Genomic DNA, 18275 nt, shown 5'->3' with positions numbered 1-18275 from the left:
AGGATGGGCACGTGCCTCCACCGTTGGGTGGGTGTTGCGGGTTCACCCGGTGCCGGTTCCGAGGCACCTCGTCAGGGGTGCCTCACCTTTGGTCCTTGGGGCTGATGCGTGTATCGCTCAACCCCACTAAGCTACCCCGCTGTTGTGGCGGGGGATGAATGTAAGGAGAACGGCAGCTATGCCGAAGCAGAAGACCCACTCTGGTGCTAAGAAGCGCTTCAAGCTCACCGGTAGCGGCAAGGTTAAGCGCCAGCAGGCGAACCGTCGCCACTACCTGGAGCACAAGTCCTCTCGTCTGACCCGTCGTCTGGCTTCTGACCAGATCGTTACCGGCGGCCAGGCAAAGGTTGTCAAGAAGATGCTGGGTAAGTAAGCAACGCTTACTCTCTGCACCTGGCGCACTGATAGTGGTGCGCACTGATTAAAGACTCGCTCCTGTTCAGCGTGATATGTGAGCTGTTCAGGACATAAGACGAAGGAGACACACGTGGCACGTGTGAAGCGCGCGGTTAACGCGCACAAGAAGCGCCGTACTATTCTCGATCGTGCATCCGGCTACCGCGGTCAGCGTTCTCGCCTGTACCGTAAGGCTAAGGAGCAGGTCACTCACTCGCTGGTTTATAGCTACGACCACCGTCGTAAGAAGAAGGGTGACTTCCGTCGCCTGTGGATTCAGCGTATTAACGCTGCTTCCCGCGCACAGGGCCTGACCTACAACCGCTTCATCCAGGGCCTGAAGGCTGCTGGTGTTGAGGTTGACCGCCGTATGCTGGCTGAGCTGGCTGTTAACGAGCCCGCTGCCTTCAACGCACTGGTTGAGATTGCTAAGAACAACCTGCCCGAGGACACCTCGGCTCCCAAGGCTTAATTAGCCTAGGTTGTGTTCTTACCTCGAAGATCTAGGTTCGGGGTAGGATGCTTAAGCGTCGTGAGCGGCCGTCTGCACTTTTGAGTGTGGGCGGCCGCTTTCTGCGTATCTGGGGATTGTGCTTGTGGCTGTTCTGCGTTTTTGGGTGTGCCTTTGCCTGTACCCTTTAAGAGTGAACTTTTTTGAACGTATTAGTACCCCCGTTGTGATGTCCAATCCGCAGGCAGATCGTGTGCGCGATATTGCGAAGCTGCGTACCCGCGCTGCTCGCACGAAGAAGGGCCAGTTCCTGGTGGAAGGCCCGCAGGCTGTGCGTGAGGCGTTGAAGGCGCATCTGAAGAAGCCGATTCTGGATGCTGTCTACGTTACGGAGGCGGCTTTTGACCGTCATGAGGATATTGCTGAGCTGCTGGAGCAGGTGTACGGCACTCCTACCCCGGAGGAGGGTCGCCGCGTCTTTATGCGTGTGGTGACCGATGAGGTGCTGGAGGCGATGGCTGATTCGGTGAGCCCGCAGGGTATTATTGCGGTTTCCTTTATGGTGGATGCGTCGTTCTCGCTGCTGTGGGGTGAGGGCGCGTTGAACCCGAAGTTGATTGCTGTGCTGTCTCGCGTGCAGGATCCAGGTAATGCGGGCACTATTCTTCGCGTGGCTGATGCGGCCGGTGCTGACTTGGTGATTACGACTAAGGGTTCGGTGGATTTGTATAACCCGAAGACGGTGCGTTCTACCGCGGGTTCGCTATTCCATGTGCCGATTATTCAGGGCGTGCAGCTGGAGGATTTCGCGGAGGATGTGAAGTCTCAGGGTACTGCTGTGCTGGCTGCTGACGGCTATGGTGCGGTGAATCTGCAGGAGCTGAGTGAGTACACTGCGGCTCGTCGTGCCGGTGTGGAGGCGAGTGCCCCGTCCGGTGTGAAGGGTAATTTTGATCTTTCTAAGCCGACCATGTGGCTTTTCGGTAATGAGGCGCAGGGCTTGAACGCTGAAGAGAAGGCTGCCGCCACGATGCGCGTGGCTGTTCCTGTCTATGGTTCGGCTGAGTCTTTGAATGTGGGTACGGCTGCTGCTGTGTGCCTGTATGCTTCGGCGATGGCTCAGCGCGGCGTTTCTCGCTAGATTTTTCTAGGTTTTGGGCGGTTCGCGGCTGTGGCATAGCGGCGGGCCGCCTTAGCCTCATAGGTTTTAGAGTTTTAGTTTAGGGCTGAGAAAGGGAAAATATGTCTGCTCCTTCTGGTCATTCGGGTTCGGGCGCGATTATTGCCGCGCTGGGTGCGAATCTGGGTATTGCGGTGCTGAAGTTTTTGGCTTTTGCGCTGACTCGTTCTTCGTCGATGTTGGCGGAGGCTATTCACTCGGTGGCTGACTCGGGTAATCAGCTTTTGCTTCTTCTGGGCGGTCGCGCTTCGCAGAAGCAGGCTGATGAGGAACATCCGTTTGGTTATGGCCGTAACCGCTATATTTACGCGTTTATTGTTTCGATTATTATCTTTGCCCTGGGTGGCTTGTTCGCTCTGTATGAGGGTTATGAGAAGCTACATGACCCGCACGGTATTACTGAGTGGCAGTGGGTTCCGGTGGCTGTTCTGGTTGGTTCGATCCTGCTGGAGGGTAATTCGTTCCGCGTGGCGGTGAAGGAGTCGCGTGATCTGAAGGGCAAGCAGAGCTGGATGCGTTTCTTGCGTACTTCGAAGAACCCGGAGCTTCCGGTGCTTCTGCTGGAGGATGCGGGTGCGCTGCTGGGTCTGATTTTCGCGCTCTTTGGCGTGGGTCTGACTCTGTTGACCGGTAATGGTCTGTGGGATGCATTCGGCACCCTGGCTATTGGCGTGCTGCTGGTCTTTATTGCCGTGTTCCTTGCGGTGGAGATGAAGTCTCTGATTTTGGGTGAGGCGGCTTCTCCGGAGGATTTGGCGAAGATTCGTGCGGCGATTGAGGATGGCGATAGCGAGCGCATTATCCACATTAAGACCGTGCACTTGGGTCCCGAGGAGATTCTGGTGGCGGCGAAGATTCGTATTCACGATGCCGACACCGGCCGCGCTGTGGCTGATGAGATTGACGCGGCTGAGGTTCGTATTCGCGAGGCTGTTCCTGCGGCACGCATCATTTATCTGGAACCGGATATTTTCCGGGCCTAGCTCTAGGAGATTTTTGTTATGACCGTTGAGATGATCGTTGATGGTTTGCTAAAGATTTTCGTTGGCCTGATCATTCTTTTGGTGTACCTGCGTCTGACTCACCGTTCTCAGGCGGGGCACCAGACCCCGATTGATACCATCGGTAACTTTGTCATCGGTGGTGTGTTCGGTGGCGTGTTGTACAGCAAGCAGATTAGCCTGTTCTACTTTGTCATCTACATGGTGTTTACGCTGTGCATGATTCAGCTGCTGAACGTGGCGACCACGAAGATTCGTTTTCTGCATATGGCGGTGCGTGAGCAGCGCGTGCCGGTCATTACGGATGGTGATATCGATATTAAGAGCTTCCAGCAGGCAGATGTGGTTCTTGATCCGATGCGCCTGATTGCTGACCTTCGTGCGCAGGGTATTTACGACCTGGAAGACATTGAGTTCGCTCAGATTGAACCGAACGGTGCGCTGAGCGTGATCCGTAAGGGTGACGGTGTGCCGAACTTTGCTCTGATTGTGAAGGGTAGCTTGGTCACTCGCGATATCGCGGATGCGCACAAGACCGAGGATTGGGTGTACCTACAGTTGCGTGCCGCTGAGGTCGAGCTTGAGGATGTCTTCCTCATGGAGTTCAAGAACGGTAACCGCCTTCTGATTCTGCTGAATGACGGCACTAATATTCGCCGTGAGGTGGCTGAGGCCTCGAACATGAATAATACGGAAGAAGAGTGGCAGGAAGGCGTGGAGGAAGCTCCTGAGCCGGAGGATACTGAGGATGCTAAGAAGGAAGTAGCGGAGCACGCTGCTGAGGATGCGCATCCGACGAAGGATTCTAAAGCGTAGAAGAAGGTAGAGAAAGATGAGTGAAGTGTCGCCCTCGTTTGAGGTTCAGGTGGTTGGCGCCGCCGTGGTTGATTCTTTGGAGGCTCCGACCCGTATGCTGGTGGCTCAGCGTTCTGAGCCGCAGACTGTTGCCGGCATGTGGGAGTTCCCGGGCGGTAAGGTCGAGCCGGGGGAGAGCTGCGAGCAGGCGCTGGTGCGTGAGCTGAAGGAGGAGCTGGGCGTGCAGGCGCGTTTGGGTGCTGAGGTGCCCGGCGCGTACCCGCAGGGCTGGCGTCTGAGCGAGCGTCTGGCGATGCGCGTGTTCTTTGCGGAGATTCTTTCGGGTACTCCGGATACTTTGGAAGATCACAGCGCGCTGCGGTGGATGCCGTTGCCGAAGTCTAAGGATGACGCGCAGGCGTACGATGATTTGCTGGGTTTGCCGTGGATTCCGGCGGATTTGCCGATTGTTGTGACTCTTCTGCAGCAGCTGCAGGACACTGGCACTGGTGAGGCCTAGACCCAAGGTCTGACCTAATGCTCTGCGCTAGTTCGTTGCGAGGCTAATTCGCCGTTGTGTGACACGTTCGCGGCGGTAACAGGATAAATTTTCTCTATCTTTTTTGACACTGTTTGAAGGCGGGATTCCCTGTGGGGAGTCCCGCCTTTATTCATATTTTGAGGGCGATTTATGCGCCATATGATTTTGACTTGTGTATTTGTTGGGGAGAGGATTTTGTCATATATGGGTTCGACACGGATACATACTTTGGAAACCAATCGGTAGGCGGGTAGTATTGAGGGAGAAATCACATACGTATTGGGAGACAATGATGACTGCTCAACCCCCGTTTGATCCGGGTGCCTACCGCTCCGACGCGGTTCCCTCGGACACTCAAGCTATTTATATTCAGGAAGGCGGCGCTGAGCCGCGCGGAATTCTGTTCCACTCGCCGACCAAGCACCCGAAGATTCTGCGTCTGCAGGAGATTATGATTGTCTCCGCGCTGCTCTGCTTGATCCACGGTGTTATTTCCTCGTTCGCACCGGATAACCTGTCCCCGCTGAAGGGTCTGCCGGAGTTCGGCGTTGCAGGCGGTATCGGCCTGCTGGTTGTTTCTGCGGTTGTGTACATTTGGGTGTACTTCACGATTCAGAAGGGCAAGCGTCTGGGCCTGACCGTTGGTCTGATTTTTGCAATTCTGGGTGCGTTCGTGGCGATTATGTCTCTGATTGGTAATGTCATTGACGCTCAGCGCTACGGCTTCGTGCCCCTGTACGCGGCATGGTTCATTGCGAACGTGCTGTGGATTCGTGCTTCTTTTGACCCGGCTGTGAAGCAGGCTCTGAAGTAGAAGCGCTCTCTTCAACCCTGTTATTGAAAAGATATACTCTAGAACGCCCGGATGGACTATCCGGGCGTTCTGCTGTTTACGATTCCTTCTCTGGTCTAAAATGGATAGGATATGCGCCCGTCGCCTTCCCCCCTGTTCCGCACCCTGTGTGGGTAGCCGGGGGAGAGCAGACGGTGCTACCTAAGGTGTATAACGAGCCAGCCGGCATAGTGCCGGTGGTATGCAGAGAAGAGTGACAATGACCGATTCCGTGCAGGAACACGAGGGTCTTAACGGCCCGGCTCAGGTTCTCGCCCGCATTGCGCAGGTTCTGGAGGAGAACCCCGAGAACGGTTTGGACGCTATCCGTGAGGCTTTTGAGGCTGAGCATGAGCGTGCCAAGCATGAGATTCGCGAGAAGGCTAAGGACTTTGACAGCCTCAAGGAGGTGCGCCTGAGCTTCTTCGGTGAGAAGGGCATCATGAGCATCGCTAACCGCCAGATGCGTGATCTTCAGAACCAGCACAAGGGCCCGGTGGGTAAGCTGATGGGTCAGGCTCGTGCAGCCCTGACTGAGGCTATTGAGGCTCGTACCGCTGAGCTGGAGGCTGAGCGTGAGGCTCGCATCCTGGCTGAGGAGGCTGTGGACGTTTCTGCTGCTTCGCCTCGCCGTTCTCTGGGCGGCCGCCACCCGATCGCTCTGATGCAGGAGCGCCTGACTGACATTTTCGTCGGTATGGGTTGGGAAGTTGCTGACGGCCCGGAGCTGGAGTCTGAGTGGTACAACTTTGACGCTCTGAACATTAAGCCGGACCACCCGGCACGCGAAATGCAGGATACTTTCTACGTTGAGCCGAAGAACGCTCACCTGCTGCTGCGCACTCACACGTCGCCGGTGCAGATGCGCTCGCTGCTTTCGCGTGATTTGCCGCTGTACATTGTGTGCCCGGGCCAGGTGTACCGCACCGATGAGCTGGACGCGACCCACACCCCGGTCTTCCACCAGATTGAGGGCCTTGCCGTGGATAAGGGCCTGACGATGGCTGACCTGAAGGGCACCCTGGAGTACATGGCACGCGCCATGTTCGGTGAGGACGCTAAGATTCGCCTGCGCCCGAACTTCTTCCCGTTCACTGAGCCTTCCGCTGAGCTGGATTTGTGGCACCCGAACGCTAAGGGCGGCCCGCAGTGGATTGAGTGGGGCGGCTGCGGCATGGTGAACCCGAATGTTCTGCGTGCTGCGGGTATTGATCCTGAGGAGTACTCGGGCTTCGCTTTCGGTATGGGTATTGAACGTACCCTCATGTTCCGTAACAACGTCGCTGACATGCATGACATGGTTGAAGGCGACATCCGTTTCTCTGAGCAGTTCGGGATGGAGATCTAAATTATGCGTGTACCCCTGTCATGGCTGCGCGAGTTCGTGCCTGTAGCTGAGGATGCTTCGGCTGAAGATTTGATGGCAACCCTGGTGAAGGTTGGCCTGGAAGAAGAAGACGTTCACCGCCCCTCTGATGAGCTGTCCGGCCCGATTGTGGTTGGTCAGGTGCTCTCCATGGAGCCGGAGACCCACTCGAACGGCAAGACCGTGAACTGGTGCCAGGTGCGTGTGGTTCCGGAGGGCCAGGAGCAGACTCTGACCGGTAAGGGCATTGAGCCTTCCGGCGTTCAGGGCATTATTTGTGGTGCCCACAATTTCAAGCCCGGCGACAAGGTTGTTGTGACCCTGCCCGGCGCTGTTCTGCCCGGTGGTTTTGAGATTACCGCTCGTAAGACTTACGGTCACAAGTCGGCTGGCATGATTGCTTCGACTCGTGAGCTGGGTATTGGCGATGATCACGGCGGCATCCTGGTGCTTTCGACCCTGGGCCTGGACCCGGAGCTTGGCACCGATGCGATGGAGCTGCTGGGTCTGTACGATCAGGCTGCCGAGGTGAACGTGACCCCGGACCGCGGTTACGCGTTCTCTCTGCGCGGTATTGCTCGCGAGTGGTGCCACGCTACCGGTTCTTCCTTCGAGGATTTTGTGCTGGCGTACGGCGAGCGCGCCCCGGAGGCTAACGACGCCGGTCACCCGGTTGTTCTGCGTGATGACGCCCCGATTCACGGTAACCCGGGTTGCGTGCGTTTCGTGATGCGTGAGGTGTCGGGCGTGAAGGCAGATGCGCCGGTTCCGACCTGGATGTCTTCGCGTCTGCGTCTGGCGGGTGTGCGCTCGCTGTCGCTTCCGGTGGATATTTCGAACTACGTGATGCTGGAGACCGGTCAGCCGCTGCACTTCTACGATGCTGACAAGGTTCAGGGTGAGATTGTGGTGCGTCGCGCCGCTGCTGGCGAGAAGCTGGTGACCCTGGATGGTGTTGAGCGTACTCTGCACCCCGAGGATATCGTCATTGCTGATGATTCCGGCGTGATTGGTCTTGCCGGTGTGATGGGTGGCGCCTCGACTGAGGTGACCGATTCGACTACCCGCATTCTGGTGGAGTCTGCTCGTTTTGATGAGGTATCGGTGGCTCGTACTGCTCGCCGTCACAAGCTGATTTCTGAGTCCTCGAAGCGTTTTGAGCGTGGCGTGGATCCGCAGATTCAGGCTGCGGCTGCTCAGCGTGCGGTTGAGTTGCTGGTTGGGCTGGCTGGTGCTCAGGTTGAGCCGGGCGTTACTGATGTGTCGCTCGGCTATGAGCCGGTCGTGATTGATCTGCCTGCTGATTACACTGCTGGTCGTATTGGCGTGGATTACTCGCCGGAGCAGATTGAGTCTTGCCTGCGTGAGATTGGTTGCTCGGTGGAGCGTACCGAGTCTGGTTACGCGGTGACTGTCCCGTCGTGGCGTACTGACCTGCGTGCGAAGGAGGACCTGACTGAGGAAATCGCACGTATTGACGGTTACGAGAACATCCCCTCGACTCTGCCGGTGGCTCCTGCGGGACGCGGTTACACTCCGGAGCAGGCGGGTAAGCGTCGTGCGCTGAATGCGCTGGCGGCTTCCGGTCTGACTGAGGTGTTCGCGTACCCCTTCGTGTCGGCTGATGCGAACAACCTGTGGTCGGCTCCGTGGGTGAGCACCCCTGAGAACCCGGTGACTGAGGTTCCTTCGGTTCGCCTGGAGAACCCGATTTCTTCGGCTGAGGGCTGGATGCGCCGTTCGCTACTGCCGGGCTTGGTTGAGGTTCTGAAGCGTAACCTGTCTCGCGGTTTCAAGAACCTGGCTATTTTTGAGGCGGGTCACGTGTTCATTCCGGGTGAGCAGCTGGGTTCGGAGTCTATTCCGCCGCTGGGTGCTCGCCCGTCGGATGAGGTTCTGGCTGATTTGAATGCCGGTATTCCGCAGCAGCCCACTTTTATTGCTGGCTTGTTTGCAGGTACTGAGCATGAGGTGATGCCGGGCGCTGCTCCGCGCGCTTTCGATTGGCGTGACGCTCTGGACGCTGTGCGTCTGGTGGCTGCCGCTGTTTCGGCTGAGATTCAGGTCCGTAACGGTGTGCACACTGCGTTCCACCCGGGCCGTGTGGCTGAGGTTCTGAACGTTGCCGGTGAGCGTGTTGGTTTTGCTGGTGAGCTGCACCCGAAGCTTCTGCAGGAGCTGAACCTGCCTGAGCGTACTTGCGCGTTTGAGCTGGATTTCTCGGCGCTGTTCGCTGGTCGTGTTGAGGCGCGTCAGGCTACTCCGGTGCTGACTTTCCCGGCTGCTACTCAGGATGTGGCGCTTCTGGTGGACCGCAATCTGCCTGCTTCTGAGGTGGAGCGTGTTCTGCGTGAGGGCGCTGGCGAGCTGCTGGAGGATATCCGCGTGTTCGATGATTACCGCGGTACCGGCATTGATGACTCGAAGAAGTCCCTGGCGTTTGCACTGCGTTTCCGCGCGCCGGATCGTACGCTGACTGCTGATGAGGCGTCGGCTGCTCGTGAGGCTGCTGTGGCTGCGACTATTGAGCAGCTGGGTGCGGAACCGCGTGTCTAACCGGGTCTAACCCTATGGCGTAATGCCTAGTGCTGACGGGGTGGGAGTCGCTGGCTCCCACCCCATAGCTTTTGGTGTTGCGTCGTGGGTATACCTGTTGGGTTGGTTTATGAAGCGTTGATAAGCGCTTTCAGTGGTGAACTCATGTGGTTATGGGTACCCTAGAAGATAGATGAAGTGAGGGAGAGAGTAATGGCTAATCGAGAGAACTCGCGCGAACAGGATGAGCTGTCGCAGTCTACTGAGGTCGAAGAAACCTACTTTGAGGATTCTGAGTACGAGGATTCTGAATATGAGGAGTACGACGAGTACGACGAGTACGAGGATTACGACGATGAGGAAGAGAACTCCTCCCTTTTCGCGATGAGTGAGGAAGAGCTGGATGACCGTCCGGGCGTGAACTGGCTGTCGGTTCTTTCTGCTGCTGTCGCGGTTATTCTTTCCATTGTTTTGGCTATTGCGGGTGTCCGTGCTTTTGCGTCGGTGAATAATAACGCCGAGTATGCCGGTAAGAGCTGGGTCATTCAGGGCACCTACCAGGATTTGACTCCTGACCTGATTACGAAGGGCAATGTTGCTCGTTATAAGGGCAACTTGCCGGCTGATGACGCGCTGAACGGTAAGACGTATGTGTCGAACCTGAAGGATAAGTATCAAGTGACTTCGGGTGCTCCGATTGAGTTCCGTGGTTCGCAGACTGGTGACGTTCCTTCCGAGTTCCCGCGTGAGGTGGATGGCCTGTTGGTGGAGAAGGGCGGCACTCTTGAGGTCGTCTACACTGCTGAGAAGGGCACGTTGAAGCCTGTGACTGAGGACAGCGTGAATGCTGAGCGTTTTGCCGGTATCGCAAGTATTGTTGGTGCGGTGCTGGTGCTTCTGCTGGGTCTGGGTTTTGCTGTGTGGCTGAACCGCCGTTCGCGTGATGTCGAGTATGAGGACCTGGATGGTCTGGTGGAGGATGAGCGCTAGGCGTTTCTGAATCTTGAGGATTGACCGGTTGACGTTTTGTTGAGGAGCCTGTTTCTGGCGCACGTGGTGTTGCTGGAGGCGGGCTCCTTTTTCGCGCTCGCCTGCCGGAAGGTCTCTTGACCGGCGTAACGCGTCAGCCCACAATGTTCTTGCACGCTATGCATTCATTGCGAGGTTATGCGCCCGAATGTGTAGATACACGCTACATTCGCGGCGTTTTGTGTGACAGCTGGTGAGATAAACCCTGAAATTTCCCCCATATCTTGGAATAATCCATATTTGGCGCGCATATTTATGTGCATATGTATTATCTTGGGTAGTAAAGAATGTTGCGCTGCGCCACCGTTGGGCAGCTCCGTTCTGAATTCGTGATTGGCACCGTAGGAAGAAGAGATATTATGCCTTTCCCCTCGACCAAGATCGCGCGTCAGGCACGCATCGTTGAATTGCTGCAGACCCGACGTGTCCGCTCCCAGGCTGAACTGGCGCAGTACCTGACCGATGATGGTATGAAGGTTACTCAGGCGACCCTTTCCCGTGATCTTGTTGAAATTGGCGCTGAGCGCATCCGTGATGAAGGCGCCGGCTTGATTTATGCTGTGCCGAATTACCCTGCTCGTCGTGGCGGCGGTACTGCACCTGATGCCCGTATGATTTCCCTGTTTAAGGCGCCGCGGCAATCAAGAGCGAACTGCCGAACGCCCAGGACTGCACCTGATGCCCGTATGATTTCCCTGTTTAAGGAGCTGCTGATTACCGCTGAGGGTTCGGCGAATATTACGGTTCTGCGTACTCCTCCGGGTGCTGCACAGTTCTTGGCTTCGTCTATTGATCAGGGCGGTCTTGAAGCGATTATGGGCACTATTGCCGGTGACGATACGGTAATAGTGATTACTCGTGACCCCAATGGTGGGGCTGCGCTTGCCGAGAGCTTCTTGGATTGGTCTGCTGCTCAGTAGTAGTTGGGGCGTATCTTGCGCTGTTCTTCTGAAGTTTCGGGAGAGCGGTTGAAGGTACGCCCTTCTGCTGTCTTCGGGCTCTTTTTGCGGGCTTCTAGCTTGGCTTCTCTTTTTCTAGATATACCGATTTTTCTGTTGTGAGAGTTTTCTATCATGTCTGAAATGCACGATTCAGCGAACAATATTGCCTACCTTTTGGCGGAGGCTGCTTCTGATTCCGGTTCTGCTTCTGATTCTGGGGCTAAGGCGGCTTTGGCGATTCCGGCTTCTGACTCTGCTGATATGCAGGTGGTGAGCTACGTGCAGTTGGCCTCTGCTGCTACGCAGGCTCAGCGTCATCTGGTGGGGCTGGGCGTTGAGCGTGGTGACCGGGTGGCGTTGTCTATGCCGAATGTGGCGTTGATGCCGGCGTTGTATTACGGCATTGTGGCTGCGGGTGCTATTTGTGTTCCGTTGAATCCGCTGTTGTCGGGTGCTGAGCTGGAGTATCATCTGCGCGATAGCGGGGCGAAGGTGCTTTTTGCTTTTGCGGGTACTCGTCTGGCGTCGGAGGCACTTTCGACGGTGCCGGTGAAGAACGGTTCGGTTCGTTGCGAGATTTTCACCGGGGGAGAGGGTTCACCGGTGGCTCCTTTTGATGCGCCTGCCGATAGTGCGCTGTCGGATGCTGTTCCGTCAGCTGCTGTTCTGGAGCCTGTCCCGGTGGCGGCGAGTGATCCGGCGATTATTCTCTACACTTCGGGTACTACGGGCAAACCTAAGGGCGCAACGCTGACTCATGCGAATATCCTCTCGAATGCTCGTAGCTGTGTGAGTGTTTTTGGATTCACCGCTGAGGATGTCATTTTTGGTGGTCTTCCGCTGTTCCATGCGTTTGGTCAGACGGTGTCGATGAACGCGGCGTTTGCGGCGTCGGCTACGGTGGCTTTGCTGCCACGTTTTACCCCTGATGGCGCGCTGAATCTGATGGAGCGTGCCGGGGTGTCGGTGTTGGCTGCGGTCCCGAGCATGTATGTGTCATTGGTGGCGGCACTGGAGGCTGAGCCTGAGCGTGCGCGCTCGCTGCGTGGTCGCATCCGCTTCGGTATTTCGGGTGGTTCGCCGCTGCCTGCGCCGGTGCATTCTGCGTTGAAAACGCTGATTGAGTGCCCGGTGTATGAGGGCTACGGTTTGAGTGAGACGTCGCCGGTGGTTTCGTTTAATCAGGCGGAGTTTGGCATGGTGCTCGGTTCGGTGGGTCGTGTGTTGCCGGGCGTGCAGGTGCAGGTCCGTTGCCCGCAGGGTTCCGAGTGCGCGCCGGGTGTGAGCGGTCAGCTGTGGGTGCGCGGCGAGAATGTGATGGCTGGCTACTGGAATAATCCTGCGGCTACTGCTGAGGTTTTTGACGGCGAGTGGTTTGCGACCGGCGACGTTGCTCGTGTTGATGAGCAGGGCAATATTTTTATTGTGGACCGTATTAAGGACATGGTTCTGCGTAACGGCTATTCGGTGTATCCGCGTGAGATTGAGGATGTTCTCTATACCCATGAGCAGGTGCAGTCGGTAGCTGTGTTGGGCGTGCCGGATGAGCGCGTGGGCGAGGAGATTGTCGCCGTGGTGATGCCGCGTCCGGGTGCTGATGAGGGCGTGCTGCAGGCGGAGTTGAATGCGTTGGCGCGTACTCGTTTGGCGGCGTATAAGTATCCTCGCCGCTACGTGATGGTGGAGAGCATGCCGCTGGGGCCGACCGGCAAGATTCTTAAGCGTGACTTGCGGGTTGTGATTCAGAGAGGCTAATCCCGGCAGATGGTTCTTGTCGCTCATCTGAGGACAAGCGCGGGTGAAGAGGGTAGAATTTTGTAGGCGGCTTCTACCGCGTTATTGTTCCCGGGTGTTTTTTCGGGACTATCCCCTTCACGAAAGAGAGAGCATGAGCGTTCCCGCTTCTGAGGCTTCGCGAACCCCTATTGAGCAGTTGATTCCGGCTGCTTGCGCTACGATTCCGAATTACCCGCATGAGGGTATCCTCTTTTACGATGTGACCACTCTCTTCGCTAATGCTGAGGTGTTCAAGGCGTGCATTGATGAGCTGGCTACTCGTTTTGAGGGTCAGTTTGATGTGGTGGCTGGTGTTGAGGCTCGCGGTTTCTTGCTGGCTTCTGCGCTCGCGTACGCTACCGGCACTGGCGTGATGACGGTTCGTAAGGCGGGTAAGCTTCCGCGTGAGACGTACCGTGAGGAGTATGCGCTGGAGTACGGTAGCGCGGCGATTGAGATTCACTGTAATGATTTCGCTCCGGGTACTCGTGTGCTTCTGCTGGATGATCTGCTGGCGACTGGCGGTACCCTGGTGGCTGCCGCGAAGCTGGTGGAGCGTGCGAACCTGAAGGTTGCCGGCGTTGGTGCTCTTCTGGAGCTGGAGGGTCTGGGCGGTCGTGAGGCGCTGGACGGTTACCGTCTTGAGACGCTGAGCTTGGTGTCTGAGTACCCGCTGCCGTCGAAGTAGTTTTATAGAGTTTGAGGTGTACCGCCGGTTGGGCGTGTGTAGCTGATAGTGATGAGGGGTGCCCTGCCGGTTGAGCCGGTGGGGCACTTTTCTGTATGGGCCGGTGCGGGTTTTCTACGGGGGTAATATTTCTGCCCTTCGGAGCCTGTCCTGTAAAATAGTGACCCGTATTTTTGGGTGTCTGTCGCACCCTGTCTTTGAGACACCATAGGTTTAAGGAGCTTACGTGTCATCTGAATCTCTACCCCAGCAGTCTGCTGATTCTTCGGCGGCTGAGAAGCTGTTTGCTGAGCAGATGGCTGCGGAGCGTGAGTATGTTGCTCGCGTGTATGCTCGCCTGGATGAGCTCCGTGAGGAGACGGCTGAGAAGCTGGCTGCTGTGCGTAAGAATCAGGCGGTGGGCGGTCATCAGAACCGTTCGGAGCGTGACTCTTTTGCTACTCACTATGAGGATCGTTTGGCGCAGCTGAATGCTGTGGATTCTCGTCTGACGTTTGGCCGACTGGATATGGACCGTGAGGGCGCTGATGCGGTGCGTTATATCGGTCGTATTGGTATTACGGATAGCAATCAGCAGCGTCTGCTGATGGACTGGCGTGCCCCGGAGGCGGGTACGTTCTATCAGGCGACTGCTTTCCACTCGATGGGTGTGCGCCGCCGCCGTCACCTGATGCTTGAGGGCCGCACTGTCGTAAATATTGAGGATGAGGTCTTCGATTCGGAGATGCTGCAGGATGAGGACACCCTCCACGGTGAGGGTGCTCTGTTGGCGGCGTTGAATAAGAAGCGTACCGGCCGCATGGGCGATATTGTGGCGACTATTCAGGCTGAGCAGGATGCGATTATCCGCTCGGAGCTGCCGGGTGTGCGTGTTGTGCAGGGTGGCCCGGGTACCGGTAAGACTGCTGTGGCGCTGCATCGTGCGGCGTACCTGCTGTACACGAACCGTGAGCGCCTGTCGAAGGCTGGCGTGCTGGTGGTTGGTCCGTCGAATTCGTTCATGTGGTATATCGAGCGTGTGCTTCCTTCGCTGGGTGAGACCGGCGTGGTGATGTCTTCGCTGGCGACCCTGTACCCGGGTCTGCGTGCTGTGCCTGAGAAGGACCGTGCGGTTGCCGCCCTGAAGGGCGATTTGCGCATGGTGAAGGTTATTAAGCGTGCGGTGGCGGATCGTCAGAAGGTGCCGGCTCAGGTTCAGCGTCTGAATGTTGAGGGTACCGATGTTGAGCTGACTCCGGAGATGGTTCGTTCGGCTCGTTCTCGTGCTCGTTCGACGGGTAAGCCGCATAATGAGGCTCGTGAGACGTTCGTGAAGATTCTGTTGAAGGAGTTGACCGCGAAGCTGGATGATCAGCTGAACCGTGCGGCGGGTCGTGTGGTGGAGCGTCCGTATCTGCAGGATGACGTGCGTGCTTCGATGGATGTGCGCCGTGCCTTGAACCTGGCGTGGATGCCGCTGTCGCCTGAGACTCTGTTGCGCTCGCTGTTTTCGAAGCCGCACTATCTGGAGTCTGCGACTCGTGAGTTGTCGAAGGCTGAGCGTGAGCTGCTGGCTCGCCCGGCGGATGCCCCCTTCACGGAGGCTGATGTTCCGCTGCTGGATGAGGCTGCTGAGCTTCTGGGCGATTTTTCGAAGGTGACCGGTGCGGCTGCTGCGGCTCGTGCTGCGGCGGAGCATCGCGCGAACCTTGAGAATGCGGCGAAGGCGCTGGAGAATGTTCACCAGTCGCTGGAGGATATTGGCGCTGATGGCGTGATTACTCCTGAGCAGATTGCGATGATGAATGAGGTTCGTGGCGAACGTATGACTGCTGCGGCTGCGGCTTCTGCTGATCGTACGTGGGCGTATGGCCATATTGTGGTGGATGAGGCTCAGGAGCTCTCGCCCATGCAGTGGCGTCTGCTGATGCGTCGTTGCCCGATGAAGTCGTTCACGATTGTGGGCGATATTGCTCAGGCGTCTTCTGCTGCGGCTGCTTCTTCGTGGTCGCAGGCGTTGGAGCCGTTTGTGGGTGAGCGTTTCACTCTGGAGGAGCTGACGATTAATTACCGTACTCCGGCTCAGATTGCTGAGGCGGCGGTGTCGGTTGCTCAGGCTGCTGGTTATGAGGTGTCTGCGCCTCGTGCGGTGCGTGAGGGCCAGTGGCCTCCGCTGGTTCATGAGGTTGCCGCCGAGTCTGTGGTGGAGCAGACCGTGTCTGTGGTCAGCGAGGAGGTCGCTCATTCGGGCGGCGCTCTGATTGGTGTGGTGTGCCCGCCGAGCCTGTATGTTCAGACGGCTCAGGCTGTGGCTCGTGCTCATGCTGATCGTACGGGTACCGCGCAGACTGCGTTGGAGAATCAGGTGCTGGTTCTGACTCCGTGGGAGGCGAAGGGCCTGGAGTTTGATGTCGTGGTGATTGTTGAGCCACAGCAGCTGATTGATGATGCTGATGGTGCTGTGGGCGATTTGTACGTGTCGATGACTCGTCCGACTCAGCGCCTGCACATGGTGGGTTCGCGGATGCCCGCGGGTCTGTAGCCTTGTGGCTTGTGTAGCCTCTATCTGTTATTTCTTTGAGCCGGTGCCGCACCGGTTTGAGCGCTCGCTTGGGTTTTTCTGAGCGTTTGGGCTGGTGCGGTGCTAGGCTTGTTACATATTTTGTTCGAGCGCCTTCGGGCGTTGTTACCTTGTGAATGGGAGAAGCATGTCTGCCGAGATCCTCAACGCGCAGCATAATGACGATACCTTCGAGAATATTTGGCAGGAGCTGAAGTGGCGCGGCCTGGTGCACGTGAGCACTGATGAGGCTGCTCTGGAGAAGGCGCTGAGCGAGGAGAGCCTGACTTTCTATACGGGTTATGATCCGACTGCGGCTTCTTTGCACCTGGGTCACTTGGTGCAGCTGCTGGTGATGCGTCGTCTGCAGCTGGCTGGTCACAAGCCGCTGGGTCTGGTGGGTGGTTTCACCGGTTTGATTGGTGATCCGCGTCAGACTTCTGAGCGTGTGCTGAACTCTCCTGAGGTTGTTGCTGAGTGGGTTAAGTCTCTGCGTGCTCAGATTGAGCGTTTCCTGTCTTTCGAGGGTGAGAACGCTGCCCGCATGGTGAATAACTTGGACTGGAGCGGTCAGATGTCTGCTCTGCAGCTGCTGCGCGATGTTGGTAAGCATTTCCGCGTGGGCACCATGGTGAAGAAGGAGATTGTTGCGAAGCGCCTGAACTCTGATGAGGGTATTTCGTACACCGAGTTCTCGTACCAGATTCTGCAGGGCTTGGACTTCTTGGAGCTGAACCGTCGTTTCGGTTGTACTCTGCAGACCGGTGGTTCTGATCAGTGGGGTAACCTGACGAGCGGTACTGAGCTGATTCGTAAGGTGGAGGGTAAGAGCGTTCACGCTATTGGTACTCCGCTGATTACTAACTCTGATGGCACTAAGTTCGGTAAGAGCGAGGGTAACGCTATTTGGCTGAACCCGCAGATGTGCTCGCCGTACGCTTTCTACCAGTTCTGGCTGAACACTGCGGATGCGGATGTGCTGGATCGCCTGAAGGTGTTCACTTTCTTGACTCGTGCTGAGATTGCTGAGTTTGCGGAGAAGGTTGAGAAGGAGCCGTTTAAGCGTGAGGCTCAGAAGACTCTGGCGTACCTGGTGACTTCGCTGGTTCACGGTACTGAGGCTACTGATCAGGCTGTGGCTGCTTCGGAGGCTCTGTTCGGTAAGGGCGATTTCGCTGCTCTGGATGAGGCTACCTTGGAGTCTGTGGTTGCTGAGCTTCCTTCGGCTAAGCTGTCCGAGGACCGCCTGGATATGATTTCTGTTCTGACTGAGCTGGGCTTTGCGAAGTCTAACTCTGAGGCTCGTCGCATTCTGAAGGAGGGCGGCGCTTCGGTGAACGGTGTGAAGGTTCAGGGCGAGGACGCAGCTATTTCTAAGGATGATTTGCTACACGGTCGTTTTGCGATGGTTCGCCGTGGCAAGAAGAACCAGGGCGCTGTAGAGCTGATCTAATACAGAGCTGATTTAGTCTTCTCGATACATATAGATGGGGAGGGGTTCTTCTCTACTGAAGTATTCATTACTGAATGTTCGGTGGGGGAGTGCCCCTCCTTTTCTGTTCCCGATATACGTTCCCTATATGCACAGAGAGCCCCTCCGTCAGGAGGGGCTCTTCTTGTATCGTTCTGCTGCCCTCTTCTGGCTCTGGGTTTTCGTGGTTTGTCTTTGTTGGCGAGGGCTTTAAACGCCTTTCGACCCTGTTTTGGGGCTCCCGAGAGGGGAATTCGCAGATTTTTGAGGTTTTTTGGAAGTTTTTTGAAGATTTTTTAGCACCCATAAAACGCACTGACTAGGTAGTTTGTTGTTTGTGAGGGTGTTTGGGACCCTTTCGAGGCCCTGTTTGTGTCCCACTTCACCCTATTTCGGGTTGCAGACCCATTTCGGCATCTGTATAGTTGTATGAGTCGCCGCGGCGAGGAGGAAAAAACGAAGAACTTCTTCGGTGTTTCTCCTAGTCAGAAGCGGTTTGACTGTCTTTCAATTGTATAGTGTTTTGGTTTCTTGCTTAGAAGATTCTTGGTCATCTGAATGGTGATGTTGGAGGAGTTTAGGAAAGAAACTTTGTGGTGTGAATCACGGAAAACGGATTTGCATGACACACAAAACGCTGGTATAGTTGATTGAGTTGCCGCGGGAACGTGGTGATAACGAAATAACATGAATGACCGTTCAACGGTAAGACGTCCTTCGAATGAAGGGGTCAA

The 18275-nt window shown here is 56.5% G+C and carries 15 protein-coding genes; all 15 read left to right on the top strand.

Features of this window, described 5'->3' with window-relative positions; genetic code table 11:
• Positions 1-178: 178 nt before the first annotated feature.
• The 15 genes from rpmI (at position 179) to tyrS (ending at position 17523) form a co-directional block, all read left to right on the top strand.
• Complete coding sequence (gene rpmI / locus ROTMU0001_RS02095) at positions 179-373, top strand: 50S ribosomal protein L35 (protein ID WP_004006287.1); 195 nt, start codon at positions 179-181, stop codon at positions 371-373.
• A gap of 114 nt (positions 374-487) precedes the next feature.
• On the top strand, positions 488-868 hold the full coding sequence (gene rplT / locus ROTMU0001_RS02090) for a 50S ribosomal protein L20 (RefSeq protein ID WP_005507127.1): 381 nt from the start codon (positions 488-490) through the stop codon (positions 866-868).
• A gap of 118 nt (positions 869-986) precedes the next feature.
• Complete coding sequence (locus ROTMU0001_RS02085) at positions 987-1988, top strand: TrmH family RNA methyltransferase (RefSeq protein ID WP_005507874.1); 1002 nt, start codon at positions 987-989, stop codon at positions 1986-1988.
• Positions 1989-2089: 101 nt separating this feature from the next.
• Positions 2090-3010 (top strand): cation diffusion facilitator family transporter, encoded by a 921-nt coding sequence (locus tag ROTMU0001_RS02080; RefSeq protein ID WP_005507873.1) that lies wholly within the window; start codon positions 2090-2092, stop codon positions 3008-3010.
• Between the two features lie 18 nt (positions 3011-3028).
• Positions 3029-3844 (top strand): DUF421 domain-containing protein, encoded by an 816-nt coding sequence (locus ROTMU0001_RS02075; protein ID WP_005507872.1) that lies wholly within the window; start codon positions 3029-3031, stop codon positions 3842-3844.
• A gap of 16 nt (positions 3845-3860) precedes the next feature.
• Positions 3861-4343, top strand: coding sequence for a (deoxy)nucleoside triphosphate pyrophosphohydrolase (locus ROTMU0001_RS02070; RefSeq protein ID WP_044142241.1), 483 nt, complete (start codon positions 3861-3863; stop codon positions 4341-4343).
• Between the two features lie 313 nt (positions 4344-4656).
• A complete protein-coding gene (locus ROTMU0001_RS02065) occupies positions 4657-5178 on the top strand; it encodes a hypothetical protein (protein WP_005507133.1) in 522 nt (173 codons plus the stop codon).
• 238 nt (positions 5179-5416) lie between these two features.
• Positions 5417-6544, top strand: coding sequence for a phenylalanine--tRNA ligase subunit alpha (pheS, locus tag ROTMU0001_RS02060; RefSeq protein WP_005507870.1), 1128 nt, complete (start codon positions 5417-5419; stop codon positions 6542-6544).
• A 3-nt stretch (positions 6545-6547) separates the two neighbouring features.
• On the top strand, positions 6548-9118 hold the full coding sequence (pheT, locus tag ROTMU0001_RS02055; protein ID WP_005507869.1) for a phenylalanine--tRNA ligase subunit beta: 2571 nt from the start codon (positions 6548-6550) through the stop codon (positions 9116-9118).
• A gap of 192 nt (positions 9119-9310) precedes the next feature.
• Positions 9311-10087: a hypothetical protein gene (locus ROTMU0001_RS02050; RefSeq protein ID WP_005507868.1), complete on the top strand. Its 777-nt coding sequence runs from the start codon at positions 9311-9313 to the stop codon at positions 10085-10087.
• 398 nt (positions 10088-10485) lie between these two features.
• Positions 10486-11046, top strand: a complete 561-nt coding sequence (locus ROTMU0001_RS02045; protein WP_005507867.1) for an arginine repressor — start codon at positions 10486-10488, stop codon at positions 11044-11046.
• Positions 11047-11199: 153 nt separating this feature from the next.
• A complete protein-coding gene (locus ROTMU0001_RS02040; protein WP_005507866.1) occupies positions 11200-12822 on the top strand; it encodes an AMP-binding protein in 1623 nt (540 codons plus the stop codon).
• Between the two features lie 133 nt (positions 12823-12955).
• A complete protein-coding gene (locus tag ROTMU0001_RS02035) occupies positions 12956-13531 on the top strand; it encodes an adenine phosphoribosyltransferase (RefSeq protein ID WP_005507865.1) in 576 nt (191 codons plus the stop codon).
• Positions 13532-13757: 226 nt separating this feature from the next.
• Positions 13758-16052, top strand: coding sequence for a HelD family protein (locus tag ROTMU0001_RS02030; protein WP_005507863.1), 2295 nt, complete (start codon positions 13758-13760; stop codon positions 16050-16052).
• Positions 16053-16218: 166 nt separating this feature from the next.
• Positions 16219-17523 (top strand): tyrosine--tRNA ligase, encoded by a 1305-nt coding sequence (gene tyrS, locus ROTMU0001_RS02025; RefSeq protein WP_005507861.1) that lies wholly within the window; start codon positions 16219-16221, stop codon positions 17521-17523.
• Positions 17524-18275: the final 752 nt, after the last annotated feature.

The sequence above is a fragment of the Rothia mucilaginosa ATCC 25296 genome, from assembly GCF_000175615.1.
In the GTDB taxonomy this organism is placed as follows: Bacteria; Actinomycetota; Actinomycetes; order Actinomycetales; family Micrococcaceae; genus Rothia; species Rothia mucilaginosa.
Note: the sequence above shows the minus strand (reverse complement) of the source record. Positions and strands in the feature narration are given on the sequence as shown.

Coding starts and splice junctions, on each gene's coding strand:
- rpmI (WP_004006287.1), top strand. CDS start 179: ATGCCGAAGCAGAAGACCCACTCTGGTGCTAAGAAGCGCTTCAAGCTC.
- ROTMU0001_RS02080 (WP_005507873.1), top strand. CDS start 2,090: ATGTCTGCTCCTTCTGGTCATTCGGGTTCGGGCGCGATTATTGCCGCG.
- ROTMU0001_RS02040 (WP_005507866.1), top strand. CDS start 11,200: ATGTCTGAAATGCACGATTCAGCGAACAATATTGCCTACCTTTTGGCG.
- pheS (WP_005507870.1), top strand. CDS start 5,417: ATGACCGATTCCGTGCAGGAACACGAGGGTCTTAACGGCCCGGCTCAG.
- ROTMU0001_RS02065 (WP_005507133.1), top strand. CDS start 4,657: ATGACTGCTCAACCCCCGTTTGATCCGGGTGCCTACCGCTCCGACGCG.
- ROTMU0001_RS02070 (WP_044142241.1), top strand. CDS start 3,861: ATGAGTGAAGTGTCGCCCTCGTTTGAGGTTCAGGTGGTTGGCGCCGCC.
- pheT (WP_005507869.1), top strand. CDS start 6,548: ATGCGTGTACCCCTGTCATGGCTGCGCGAGTTCGTGCCTGTAGCTGAG.
- ROTMU0001_RS02075 (WP_005507872.1), top strand. CDS start 3,029: ATGACCGTTGAGATGATCGTTGATGGTTTGCTAAAGATTTTCGTTGGC.
- ROTMU0001_RS02045 (WP_005507867.1), top strand. CDS start 10,486: ATGCCTTTCCCCTCGACCAAGATCGCGCGTCAGGCACGCATCGTTGAA.
- ROTMU0001_RS02050 (WP_005507868.1), top strand. CDS start 9,311: ATGGCTAATCGAGAGAACTCGCGCGAACAGGATGAGCTGTCGCAGTCT.
- tyrS (WP_005507861.1), top strand. CDS start 16,219: ATGTCTGCCGAGATCCTCAACGCGCAGCATAATGACGATACCTTCGAG.
- ROTMU0001_RS02035 (WP_005507865.1), top strand. CDS start 12,956: ATGAGCGTTCCCGCTTCTGAGGCTTCGCGAACCCCTATTGAGCAGTTG.